Here is a 12,370-nt window from a genome sequence, read left to right as displayed (position 1 = left end):
GGGCGATGAGGCCGGCTCATGGCATTCTGCAACGTCAATCGTTGCAGAATGCGTCTTTTCCGTTGCACTCTGCGATTGCCGGAGGAAGGCATCCCGATGTGCCGGGCGTCGCACCTTGGCATCTTTCTTGCTTGGGTAGTGCTATGCATCACGTCACCGGAGTCTCGCGGGCGTCGTCGCGTGCCGCAGGTGGCACGACAGGCGATCCGCCAGTGCCCGGTCGATTCACCTGTTGAGCGAGCGACTGCCATGAAAGGGATGATCTTTGTCGAGCTGATGAACTTTATGGACGAGAGCTTCGGGGCGGATTTCACCGAGCGCGTCATCGAGCAGGCCGACTTGCCCAATGAGGCCGCCTTCACCACGGTGGGCAACTACCCGAGCGAACATGCGGGGGCCCTGGTGGAGGCGGCCTCCCTCCTCGCCGATGCCGACGCCGCCGGGCTCTGCGAGGCCTTCGGGCGCTACCTGTTCCAACGTTTCGAGGTGCGCTTCCCCCACCTGCTGCATCGTTACGCCTCGGCGCGCGAGTTGCTCGATCACGTGCAGAGTCATATCCACGAGGAGGTCAAGGTCATCTATCCAGGGGCCACGCCGCCCTCGGTGACGACCCACGAGTGCGAGGGGGGATACATCGTCGCCTACCGCTCCCATCGCGCCTTCGCGCACATCGCCTTCGGTCTGGTTCAGCAGTGCATCGTTTTCTATAGTGAGCATAGTCGCGTGGAGTGGTGTCCCGACAGCGTGTCGGATCATGCGCGCTTCATCATTCGTCCAGGGACAGACAGCGATGCAATATGAGTGAAAGTACCCATGTGCTGATCATCGAGGATACCGTGTCGCTGGCGCTGACGTTCGCGGGCCAGCTCGAGGCCGCGGGCTGTACCGTGGAAATGGCCGACTCCGGGGCCGAGGCACGCCAGCAGCTGACACGATCCTCACGGCCCTTCGACGTCATCCTGCTGGACCTCAACCTGCCCGACGGCGACGGCCTGGAATTGCTGGAATCGACGCCGCAGATGGCGCGAGACGCCAGTGTCGTGGTGATCACCGCCGATGGCTCCATCAGTCGCGCGATCCAGGCCATGCGCTCCGGCGCCTATGACTTCCTGGTCAAGCCGGTGGCGCCGGAGCGCCTGACCACCACGGTGGTTCGCGCCGGCCAGCATCGGATGCTGGAGCGCGAAGTGCAGGTGGCGCGCCGGATCAAGAAGCGCGATCGCTTCCAGGGGTTCGTCGGCGGCTCCGATGCCATGCAGGTGGTGTATCGCGCCATCGAGAACGTCGCGAACTCCCGGGCCACCGTGTTCGTGACCGGGGAAAGCGGGACCGGCAAGGAGGTGACGGCGGAGGCGATCCATGCCATCAGCCAGCGCAGCAAGGGCCATTTCGTGGCCATCAACTGCGGCGCCATTCCCGAAAACCTGCTCGAGTCGGAGCTCTTCGGCCACGTCAAGGGCGCCTTCACCGGGGCGCTGGACAACCGCGTCGGGGCCGCCAAGGAGGCCGACGGCGGCACCCTGTTTCTCGACGAAATCTGCGAAATGGAGCTCAAGCTCCAGGTCAAGCTGCTGCGCTTCCTGCAGACGGGCATGATCCAGCGCGTGGGGAGCAGCCGTCCCGAGGCGGTCAACGTGCGTGTCGTCTGCGCGACCAACCGCGATCCCGCCGCCGAGGTGCAGGCCGGCCGCTTCCGGGAAGACCTGTTCTACCGCCTCTCCGTGCTGCCCATCGAGCTGCCGCCCCTGCGTGAGCGCGGCGATGACGTGGTGCTGCTGGCACAGGCCTTCCTCGATCGTTTCGCCGCCGAGGAGGGCAAGGCGTTCGATCCCCTGGATGCCGCCGCCGTCGATCAGCTCCGGCGCTATGCGTGGCCCGGCAACGTGCGGGAATTGCAGAACACGATGCGCCGCGCGGTGGTCATGAATCCCGGGCCGGCGCTCTCCCTGGCGCCGCTGCTGCCCCGGGAGGCGAGCCCGGTGCCCCAGGCGACGCCCGCGAGCCCGGGAGGCCTCGGCGCCGTGCCCTCGGCCGCGGCTCCCTCCCTCGACGGGCCATCCGTGGACCCGGAGGCCGCCTTCGATGGCATGACGCTTGCGCAGATCGAGCGGCGGGTGATCGAGCGGGCCATCTCCTTGAATCACGGCAGCGTCCCGGGCGCCGCCCGCGCGCTGGCGGTCAGCCCCTCGACGCTCTACCGGAAGCTCGAGCGCTGGTCGGGCGAGGCCACCGTCGATGGCTGAGTCGCGAGGGCCGGTGAGCTTCACCGCTGACCAGGGAGAGCGACATGATCACTGAGCCCGGTGGCAAGGCCAGGGTGCTGGTGGTGGGCGGAGCCGGCTACATTGGCTCCCACATGGTCAAGCGGCTGACGCGTTCGGGGTACGCCGTCACGGTGCTCGACAATCTCTCTCGAGGCCATCGCGATGCGGTGATGGGCGCCGAGCTGGTCGTCGGAGACCTCGGGGACCGTGCGCTCCTCGACCGGCTGCTCTCGTCGACCGCCTTCGATGCGGTGATGCATTTCGCCGCCCTGATCGAGGTGGGCGAGTCGGTGCGCGATCCCTCGGCCTTCTATCACAACAACGTGGTGCAGACCCTGGCGTTGATGGATGCCATGGCAAGACACGGGATCCCGCGTTTCGTCTTCTCGTCGACCGCCGCGGTCTACGGCATGCCCGGCGAGGGGGATCTGGACGAGACCCTGCCCTGCGATCCCATCAATCCCTATGGCAATACCAAGTACCTGGTCGAGCGGGCCCTCGAGGACTATCGTCGTGCCTATGGAATGCAGGCCATCTGCCTGCGCTACTTCAATGCCGCCGGCGCCGACCCCGACGGGGTGCTCGGAGAGCGGCACGAGCCCGAGAGCCACCTGATTCCGCTGGTGCTGCAGGCGGCCTCGGGACGCCGCGAGCGGATCGATGTGTTCGGTGACGACTACCCGACGGCCGACGGCACCTGCGTGCGCGACTTCGTGCACGTCGAGGACCTGTGTCGCGCCCATGAGCTGGCCCTGGAGCGCCTGCTGGCGGAGGGCGAGAGCGACGTATTCAACCTCGGCTGCGGTGTCGGCTACAGCGTGCTCGAGCTGATCCGCACCGCCAGGGAGGTCACCGGTCGCGAGATCGAGATCGCGATCTGCCCCCGGCGGCCGGGCGATCCCGATCGCCTGGTGGCCAGCATCGCCAAGGCCGAGCGGGCGCTCGGCTGGGCGCCGACCCATGACTTGCGCGATATCGTGGCCCATGCCTGGCAGTTCGAGCATCGCCACTTCCTGCGGCGCCAGCGGTGATCCACGGGCGAAGGTTTCGCCCCATGACCCTGGCGCGTCTTGTGCTCGGTTCCGTCTGAAGCGTTTGTCGCGAAGGCTCGCCCAGGCTCCGATTCTGCGGTGCAGACGGCTTATTCCGCTCCCCGCACAGCGCCCGTGGCGGGCCAGAGTTCGGCCGCCTGGCTGACGGTGAGGTCATCGACGATCACCGCGCCTTCACAGCCCTGAACGTTGGTGAAAAGCTCGGCGCTGAGCACTCGGCCCCTGACGCGCTCGGCTTCGATCAGGCTGCCGACGCTGGGTATTTCTTCGGCTTCCAGGCAATGCAGCAGGTAGCTGCCCGGGGTGTAGCTGACGACGAGAAGCTGCATGGGTGAACTCTCCTGACGTGGGCATCCGTCTGAGTCTTGACCATCCCGAGGCGCCTGTCACGCCAAGAACACTGTGCGCAAACGGGCTGCCAGCAAGCCATTGATCTGGCGTGTCGCGCACGGCGAGCAAGGCCCTGGAGGCGGGGCAGGGCGGTGCCCATCCGGCCGTCGAGCCCCGATTTGCCTGTCTGGCTCCTCCATGAGTAGCCTTTCCGTATACGGTCGGCCGGCGCCTTTGAGGCTCATGCTGCATGCTCCTGCGCTCTTCCTTCCCCAACATCCCGCTGCTGTGCGGCCTGCGCCCGAGGCTGGCGGCCATGGTGCTGCTGTTCTCGCTCGCGACCGGCGCCATGGCGTCGTCGGGGCCGCCGAGCATCGAGAGCGTCGCCATGCTGGCCGATCCGGGAGGGCAGTGGCAGGCGACGGCGCTGATCGGCCGGGAGGACGCCTTCCGGCCGCTCGAGACGCGGGCCGAGCAGAGCATCGGCTACACCGGGCATCCGGTGTGGCTGCGGTTGCGGGTCTCGGGCGGGGCGCATGGCGCGAGCGAGGCCGTGCTGCGCTTCGTCTATCCTCTGCTGGAGCACGTCTCGCTCTATCGGGTGGAGAATGGTGCGATCGTGCAGGCCTGGCAGAGTGGGCTGGCGCTCGCTCCCGAGCATCGTGTGTTGGCCCATCGGTTGCCTGCGTTCCCGTTGGAGCTCGAAGCTGGCGAGGCCGCCACCCTGCTGGCGCGGGTGGAAAGCGCCGGTAGCATGGCGCTCGGCGTCGAGCTGCTGAGCCTCGAGGCCTTCCGGGTCGCCAATGACCGGGAAATGTTCTGGCTCTCCGCCTATGTCGGCCTGCTGGTGGCGCTGGGGCTCTACAACCTGCTGCTGTTCGTCGGTCTTCAGGAGCGGGTGTTCTTGCTCTATGCGCTGTTCGTCGGCAGCTTCTGCGTGGCGGTCGTCACCGCCAACGGCCTGGGGCCGTTGCTGCTGTGGGGCGGGCTGGGCGAGGCGACCGCGCGTCTTCTTGCCCTCTGCTTCACGCTCTCGGCGGCGCTCGGCATTCTCTTCGCCCGCCAGTTCCTGCGCACCCGGCATTTCGCGCCGCGCTGGCACCGTGGCCTGCGCTGGCTGCTTGTTGCGTGCCTGGCAGGCATGATCGGCGCCGGCCTTCTGCCGCGCCGCGTGGCCCTGCAGCTGATGGACGTGGTCGGGCTGGCGACCTGCCTGTCGCTGCTGGCCTGTGCCGTGACCTGCGCCTACCGCCGCGTGCCGGGGGCCAGGCTGTTCATGCTGGCCTGGGCTTTCCTGCTGGTGGGCGCCTCGATCTTCGCCCTGCGCAACCTGGGCATCATTCCGTCGAACGCCTTCACGCTGTACGGCATCCAGGCGGGGTCGGCGCTGGAGATGCTGCTGCTGTCCTTCGCGCTGGCGGCGCGCTTCAATACGCTCAAGCGCCAGAGGGAGAAGGCCCAGGCGCAGCTGGTGGCGTCGCTGAAGACCCAGGAAGCGATTCTCGAGAAGCGCGTCGCCGAGCGCACCGCGGAGCTCGAGGAAATGGCCCGCCAGGACACCCTGACCGGGCTGTTGAACCGCACCGGTCTGGCCGATCGCGCGGCGGCGGCCTGGGGGCGCCGCGAGAAGAGCGGCGGACCGCTGGCGGTGCTGATGTTGGATCTCGACGACTTCAAGCCGATCAACGACCGCTTCGGGCATGCCTCGGGCGACAGCGTCATCCGGGTCATCGCCGGGCGGCTGCGCCACCAGATACGCCAGCACGACCACTGCGCCCGCCTCGGCGGCGACGAGTTCCTGGTGCTGTGTGAGAACCTGAGCGGCCTCGAGGAGGTCGAGGCGCTGAAGCGGCGTCTGGAGGCCGCGATCCGCCAGCCGATCCGGCTCTCGGACGACACGGCGATCCGCGTGGGCGTCAGCATCGGGATCGGCTTCGACGACTCGCGCACGCTGGATCTCGAGGCGCTGATGCAGCGCGCCGACGCGGCAATGTATGCCCGGAAGCGTCATAGGCAGCGGCGCTCGACGTCGCCATGACGGTGAGAGGATCAGCGGCGAGGGAACCAGGGGAAAGAAAGGGGCGGGGCAGACGAAAGCGGGGCCCGAACGGGCCCCGCTGTCGCTTCGCTGTTGTGCCGCTCTCGCCTCAGGCGTGGCGAGCGATCAGGTCATCGAAGCTTTCCTTGGGCTGCACGCCGGTGAGGGCTTCGGCCTTTTCGCCGTCCTTGAAGAGGGCGATGGTCGGCAGGCCGCGCACGCCATTCCTGGCGGCCAGGTCGGGCGCCTCGTCGACGTTGATGGTGACGACCTTGAGCGCGGCGTCCTGCTCCTCGGCGATGGTCTCGACGACCGGGTCGAGCATCTTGCAGGGCCCGCACCAGGGCGCCCAGAACTTGACCAGCACCGGCTGGCTGCTGTCGATCACTTCCTGGGTGTAATTGCTGTCGTTGACGGCGGTCAGGGTGGCCATGTGTCTCTCCTTGGCATCTCGGCAGATGCTGGATGAAGTGGAGGCATCGCGAGGATGCTGACGTGCGGCCACCATACTTCAACGGGAATTTAGTTAGCAAGGTTATTTTTCTGGGCGCGTCAGTCGTCGTGATCCGACAGGCCGACCAGCCGATCCGTGCGCTGGGCACTGAGCCGCTGGATCATGCGCCTGAGCCGTCGCCGCTGGCCCCAGGAGGAGAGGCGCTTGGTGTCCCAGCTGGCGGGCACCAGGGTGCACCGATCGGCGTGGAAGCTCAGCCGGAAGGTGCGCTCGGCGCCGACCGGCATGTCCTCCGGCCCGTAGATGCCGATCAGCCGGATCGTCAGGCTGTGGAACCTCAGGTCGCCCGCCGGCTGATGGCCGGCCATCTCGATGCCCTCCAGCTCGGCGATGCTCGCGATCAGCCCGGAGAAGGTGCCGATGTGCAGGAAGTCACCGGAATCCAGCGGGCCCTGGCGGGTGTCGTAGTGATGATCGCGCCTGTCGAGGCGAGGGTCGTGATCATCGTCGTCGTGATCCCGGCCACTGCGATGGTCGTCGTCGCGCGCCTCGTCGCCCTCGCTGTACTGCTGCTTGCGGTCCGTCACGTCGACCGTGAGCGTGCCCCGGGAGGTCTCGAGGTCGGCGACGATGTACTCGAGGAAGATCGATTCGGCGCTCATGTTGCTGATGATGCACAGCGCCTCGATGTCGCGCTTCTTGCCGCGGTTGATCAGCAGCCGCGGCCGTCGTTGGCGGCGAAAGCCCCAGTAGAGCAGCTGCGCATAGACCAGCGAGAGAAACAGCGTGCCCAGGCTGATGATGACGTTGAGCACGCCCTTGTGCTGCGAGATCCATTCGAACATGACGTTCCCTGTCGTTTGATCGCGAATCGATCCCTAGCCTAAAGCAAAAGCCCCGGCGCTGTCCGGATCGCCTTGGGTTTCGACGCTCGCGCTGTCGGCTGGCGCCCGGGCCCGATGTCGCCGTGGCTGACCCGGCCGTGTGCCGAGCGTCGCCTCGTTGTCGGCGATCTCTTACGCGCCGTGGCGTCGATGCCGTGCGGTCGCGGTGGCCCTCCCGGGTCATGATGAGAGCCAGGCGTGAGGCCCCGGCCGGCAAGAGGCCGGGCAAGCCGGGTCAGGGAAGGCCCGGAGCACGCCAGGGATGCCCCCGTGGCATGCCGGACTTTTTCTTCCTGCGGGCTCGTCGAGCACGGCGGTGATGCCGCCGGGGCCCGAGACACCGGCTCCCTGCTTGGCCCCCACGCGTGGGGGCGTTTTTTTGCGCGGTCGCAAACCGCCGTTTCGCTTGGTGACGGGTTCAGGCCTGGCGGGTTGCGGGCGGTCCGGGCAGGTGAGTGACCCATTCCAGCGCGTCCGGCTTGTGGCGGACGGTGAAGGTGCGGATCTCCATTGACTTGAACAGATGGTTCTCCAGCCGCGTCAGGTGGCGCACCCAGTGCCTGTCGCTGAGCACCGCGGCGCGGTAGTAGCGGTTGAGATCGCCGATCTGGGTCAGGCCGTAGCCGAGATCGCGCAGGAAGGCGGTGAAGGTCATCCAGCGCATCTCGTCGATCTCGGCGTAGAGGCTGACGCGGGGCTGGGTCTTCTTGGTCGCCTCGATGGCGTCGATGGCGACCTGCAGGTCCGGTGCGGTGACGCGGCCGCTGACCTTCATCGCCACCACGTGGGAGGCGCCCGAGGGCAGGAGTTCGAGCATGTGCGTGGCTCCTCGAATGGATGATCGTGCCTGCCTTGCAGCATAGCCGCTCGTCCGTGGAACGCCGCTCACGCCCGGAGGGCAGCGGGAGCCCGGCGTCGGGCTCCCGCCTGTCGATGCCGGCTCAGTGCCCGGCCGGCTGGTCGCCCAGTTCGCGCTCCAGGCGCCGGGCGACGTCGCCGGGCGAGCCGGTGCGCCGCGCCAGCAGATCGTAGGCCACCGGCACCACGAACAGGGTGAAGAAGGTCGCCGCGGCCACGCCGGTGAAGATCACGGTGCCGATCACCAGCCGCGTCTCGGCGCCGGCGCCGCTGGAGAGGATCAGCGGCACCGAGCCGGCGATGGTGGTGGCCGAGGTCATCACGATCGGCCGCAGCCGGGTCATGGCGGCGCGCATCAGCGCCTCGCGGAAGGCCACGCCCTCGTCGCGCAGCTGGTTGGCGAACTCCACGATCAGGATGCCGTTCTTGGCCGCCAGGCCGACCAGCATCACCAGCCCCACCTGGCTGTAGATGTTCAGCGACTGCCCGGTCAGCCACAGGCCGAGCAGGGCGCCGCCGATGGCCAGCGGCACGGTGAGCATGATCACCAGCGGATGGATGAAGCTCTCGAACTGGGCGGCCAGCACCAGGAACACCACCAGGGTGCCGAGTACCAGCAGGAAGGTGGTGGCGCCGCTGGACTCGCGATAGTCCCGCGCCTCGCCCTTGACGTCGGTCTGCACGCCCGGCGGCAGCACCTCGTCCACGGCGTTCTCCAGATAGGCCAGCGCCTCGCCCATGGAAAAGCCGTCGGCGAGATCGGCCTGGACGGTGATCGCCCGCAGGCGGTTGTAGCGGTTGAGCTCGCTGGGCCCGGCGAAGCTCTCGATCTCGACCAGGCTCGACAGCGGGATCAGCTCGCCGGTGCGCGCCGAGCGCACCCGCAGGCTCTCCAGGGCGCCGGGGGTCGGGGTGGCGCCGCGCTCGCTCTCGAGGATGACGTCGTATTCCTCGCCCTCGTCGGTGAAGCGGGTCACGGTGCGCCCGCCGAGCAGCGTCTCCAGGGTGCGGCCGATGTCGCTGACGGTGACGCCGAGGTCCGCCGCGCGGTGGTAGTCGATGTTCACGCTGAGCTGGGGCTGGTTCTCCTCGTAGTCGCTCTCGAGGTTAAGAAGCCCCGGGTTGTCCTGGCGGATATGGTCCATCAGCGCGTCGCGCCAGGTCACCAGCTGCTCGTAGCTGCCGCCGCCGAGCACGAACTGCAGGCCGTGTTCGCTGCCGCCGCCGAAGCCCTGGGGCATGATCGGGAAGGCGCGGATGCCGGGCAGCTCGGCCAGGTCCCGGCGCACCCGGTTGAGCACCGGCCCGGCCGGGCCGCGCTCGTCCCAGTCGGCGAGGCCGACGATGGCGAAGCCGGAGTTGAAGTTCTCGGTCCGCCCGCGGCCGCGGGGCGACATGATCATCACGTCCTCGACCTCGCCGCCCTCGCGCAGCGGCAGCAGCCGGGCCTCCACCTCGTCCATGTAGTCCTCCATGTAGGAGAAGGTGGCGCCGGGCGGGCCGTTGATCAGCACGAAGAAGGTACCGCGGTCCTCCTGCGGGGTGTATTCCGCCGGCAGCTGCGGGTAGAGCCAGGCGATGGCCGCGATCAGCCCCGCGAAGCCCGCCACCACCAGCCAGCGCAGCCGCAGCACCGCCTCCAGGCAGCGGCGGTAGAGCCCCTGGGCCCAGTGCAGGCCGCCGTCGACCCAGTGGGCCAGGCGGCCCTCGTGCAGGCTCGGCGAGAGGATCTTGGAGGCCATCATCGGGCTCAGCGTCAGGGCCAGCAGGCTGGAGATGGCCACCGCCGCCGACAGCGTCAGGGCGAACTCGGTGAACAGCTTGCCGACGTCGCCCTGGATGAAGCTCAGCGGCACGAACACCGCGATCAGCACCAGGCTGGTGGCGATCACCGCGAAGGCTAGCTGGCGCGCGCCGCGGTAGGCGGCCACCAGCGGCGTCTCGCCGTAGAGATGCATGCGCCGGTGGATGTTCTCGAGCACCACGATGGCGTCGTCCACCACCAGGCCGATGGCCAGCACCAGGGCCAGCAGGGTCAGCAGGTTGATGGTGAAGCCCATGGCCGCCAGGGCGGCGAAGGTGCCGATCAGCGTCACCGGCACCGTGACCGCCGGCACCAGGGTGGTGCGCAGGTTGCCGAGGAACACGAAGATCACCACCACCACCAGGCCGATGGCGATCAGCAGCGTGCTGACCACCTCGCGGATGGCGCCGGAGACGAAGGTGGAGGCGTCGTAGTTGACCGCCAGGCTCATGCCCTCGGGCAGCCGCGGGCCGACCCGCTCGGCCTCGGCGCGCACCGCGTCGGAGAGCGCCATGACGTTGGCAGTGGACTGCTTGATCATGCCCAGGCCGACCACCGTCTGGCCGTTGCCGCGAAACAGCGAACGCTCCTCGACGGTGCCGAGCTCGACCCGGGCCACGTCGGCCAGGCGCACCAGATAGCCGCCCTCGCCGCGGTCGAGCACCAGCTCGCGGAAGTCCTCGGGGGTGGCGAAGCTGCGCGGCAGGCGCACGATGAACTGGCGGTCGGCGGATTCCACGGCGCCGCCGGGCAGCTCGACGTTTTCGTCGCGCAGGGCGTCCTCGACGTCGCCGACCGCCAGCCCGCGGGCGGCGAGGGCGTCGTTGTCCAGCCACACGCGCATGGCGTACTCGCGGCCGCCGCCGACGAACACCCCGGAGACGCCTTCCTGCACCGAGAAGCCGTCGACCAGGTAGCGCTCGGCGTAGTCGGTCAGCTCGGCGGTGGTGTAGCCCTCGCCGGAGAGCATCAGCCACATCACCATCTCTGAGCTGGTGTCCTCCTTGCGCACCTCGGGCGGGTCGGCCTCCTCGGGCAGGTTGTCGGCGGCGCCGGAGATGCGGTCGCGCACGTCGTTGGCGGCGGCGTCGACGTCGGTGTTCAGCCCGAACTCGATGGTGATGTTGGAGTTGCCGTCGCGGCTGGAGGAGGAGATCACCTCGATGCCGGCGATCCCGGCGATGCGCTCCTCCAGCACCTGGGTGATGCGGGTCTCGACCACCTCGGCGTTGGCGCCCGGATAGGAGGTGCTGATGCTGACGATCGGCGGATCGATGGTCGGATATTCCTGCAGCGGCAGGCGGGTCAGGGCTAGCAGGCCGAAGGCGACGATCAGCGCGGCCATGACGATGGCCAGCACCGGACGCTGGACGGAGACGTCGGACAGGCGCATCAGGCGTCATCTCCGTCGCGGGTCGCGCGCAGGATGTCGCTGACGCCGGTGGCGTCGTCGGCGACGCCGATCAGCTCGACCGTCGAGGCGTCGTGCAGGCGGTCGGCGCCGTGGCTGACCACCAGGTCGCCGGGGGCCAGGCCCTCGGTGACTTCCACCTCGCCGCGGCGGCGGGCGCCCACGCCGATCTCGCGGCGCTCGACGCGGCCGTTCTCGCGTGAGGTGATCACCCACACCGACTGGCGGCGGCCCTCGGCGACCACCGCGGATTCCGGGATCACCAGCGTCTGGCGCGGGCGGCGGTCGAGGGTGACGCGCATCAGCATGCCGGGGCGCAGCAGCCGCTCGTCGTTGTCGAGCAGGGCGCGCACGCCGATGCTGCGGCTGACCGGGTCGACCCGGGAGTCGATGGTGGCGATCTGGCCCTCGAACTCGCGCTCCGGATAGGCGGCGGTGGTGGCGCTCAGGGCGAGGCCCTCGGCCAGCGCGCCGAGCTGCACCTCGGGCACCTCGAAGTCCAGCTTCATGCGCGAGACGTCGTCGAGGGTGGCGAGCTCGTCGCCCGGGGTGACCAGCGCGCCCACGCTGATGTCGCGCACGCCGACCACGCCGTCGAAGGGGGCGGTGACGCGGTAGTCGTCGAGCCTTGCGCGCAGGCCCTGGAGGGTGGCGTCCACCTGCTGCAGCTGGGCCCGGCTGTCCTCGATGTCGGCGCGGGGCGCCAGGTTGCGCGCCTGCAGCTGGGCCAGGCGGTCGACGGCGTTCTGGCGCTCGATGCGCAGCGCCTGGGCCTCGCGCAGCGCCGCCCGCTCCTCGGCGTCGGACAGCTCGACCAGCACGTCGCCCCGGCTGACCGTCTCGCCGCCCTCGAAGTTGATCGCCGTGACGGTGTCGGTGACCGTGGCCGAGAGCGTCACGCTCTCGTTGGCGGCCAAGGTGCCGAGCGACTCCAGCGGGTCGGACCAGGCCTGGCGGGTGGCCTCGGCGCCGATCACCGGCGTCGGCGGCATGCCGGCGGGCTGGGCCAGGGCGGCCGGGGTCAGGCACGGCAGCGCCGGCGACAGGGCGAGCAGCAGCAGGGCCAGCCTGGCCGGCCCTGTGCGCCGGGCGCGGCGAGAGAGAAGAGCGTGGATCATGATCAGTGTCCGCAAAGAGGGCGGCGGCCCCGCTAACGTGGGTGTCTGGTGGCGTCGAAATCCGAGGTGAAGACCTGTCGACAGATGGCGACAGCATGCCTCAAGCCGAGCGTCAGGATGTCAACGCGGCGTGCCTTGCACAATGTTTTCGCAACTC

The 12,370-nt window shown here is 68.8% G+C and carries 10 protein-coding genes; 4 read left to right on the top strand and 6 right to left on the bottom strand.

Translation table 11 applies throughout. From position 1 onward, the window contains the following. Positions 1-18: 18 nt before the first annotated feature. The 3 genes from UYS_RS17485 to galE are packed head-to-tail and all read left to right on the top strand — an operon-like array spanning position 19 to position 3,295. Positions 19-801: a heme NO-binding domain-containing protein gene (locus tag UYS_RS17485; RefSeq protein WP_083868149.1), complete on the top strand. Its 783-nt coding sequence runs from the start codon at positions 19-21 to the stop codon at positions 799-801. Further along, on the top strand, positions 798-2,243 hold the full coding sequence (locus tag UYS_RS0214230) for a sigma-54-dependent transcriptional regulator (RefSeq protein WP_016856190.1): 1,446 nt from the start codon (positions 798-800) through the stop codon (positions 2,241-2,243). Before UYS_RS17485 ends, UYS_RS0214230 begins: the two co-directional genes overlap by 4 nt. A gap of 44 nt (positions 2,244-2,287) precedes the next feature. Next, on the top strand, positions 2,288-3,295 hold the full coding sequence (galE, locus tag UYS_RS0214225; RefSeq protein ID WP_016856189.1) for a UDP-glucose 4-epimerase GalE: 1,008 nt from the start codon (positions 2,288-2,290) through the stop codon (positions 3,293-3,295). Positions 3,296-3,405: 110 nt separating this feature from the next. On the opposite strand, the gene UYS_RS0214220 is transcribed toward galE, so the two are convergent. Continuing rightward, positions 3,406-3,645, bottom strand: coding sequence for a hypothetical protein (locus UYS_RS0214220; RefSeq protein WP_016856188.1), 240 nt, complete (start codon positions 3,643-3,645; stop codon positions 3,406-3,408). A 251-nt stretch (positions 3,646-3,896) separates the two neighbouring features. Between UYS_RS0214220 and UYS_RS0214215 the strand changes: the two genes are divergently transcribed. Then, a complete protein-coding gene (locus UYS_RS0214215) occupies positions 3,897-5,684 on the top strand; it encodes a diguanylate cyclase (protein WP_016856187.1) in 1,788 nt (595 codons plus the stop codon). A gap of 109 nt (positions 5,685-5,793) precedes the next feature. Here UYS_RS0214215 and trxA read toward each other — a convergent pair whose 3' ends face one another. The 5 genes from trxA to UYS_RS0214190 all read right to left on the bottom strand — a co-directional run bounded on the left by trxA (position 5,794) and on the right by UYS_RS0214190 (position 12,213). After that, complete coding sequence (gene trxA / locus UYS_RS0214210; RefSeq protein ID WP_016856186.1) at positions 5,794-6,117, bottom strand: thioredoxin; 324 nt, start codon at positions 6,115-6,117, stop codon at positions 5,794-5,796. Between the two features lie 119 nt (positions 6,118-6,236). Next, on the bottom strand, positions 6,237-6,983 hold the full coding sequence (locus tag UYS_RS0214205) for a hypothetical protein (RefSeq protein WP_016856185.1): 747 nt from the start codon (positions 6,981-6,983) through the stop codon (positions 6,237-6,239). Between the two features lie 457 nt (positions 6,984-7,440). Continuing rightward, on the bottom strand, positions 7,441-7,839 hold the full coding sequence (locus UYS_RS0214200) for a SpoIIAA family protein (RefSeq protein ID WP_016856184.1): 399 nt from the start codon (positions 7,837-7,839) through the stop codon (positions 7,441-7,443). Positions 7,840-7,963: 124 nt separating this feature from the next. Continuing rightward, entirely contained in the window at positions 7,964-11,077 is a 3,114-nt protein-coding gene (locus UYS_RS0214195; RefSeq protein WP_016856183.1) for an efflux RND transporter permease subunit, read from the bottom strand. After that, entirely contained in the window at positions 11,077-12,213 is a 1,137-nt protein-coding gene (locus tag UYS_RS0214190; RefSeq protein WP_016856182.1) for an efflux RND transporter periplasmic adaptor subunit, read from the bottom strand. The genes UYS_RS0214195 and UYS_RS0214190 overlap by 1 nt, the downstream gene beginning before the upstream one ends. Between the last annotated feature and the right edge of the window lie 157 nt (positions 12,214-12,370).

Origin of the sequence: Halomonas smyrnensis AAD6, from assembly GCF_000265245.1 — a bacterium.
GTDB lineage: Bacteria > Pseudomonadota > Gammaproteobacteria > Pseudomonadales > Halomonadaceae > Halomonas > Halomonas smyrnensis.
The sequence above is the reverse complement of the archived record's forward strand: the minus strand, read 5'-3'. Positions and strand labels throughout refer to the sequence as shown.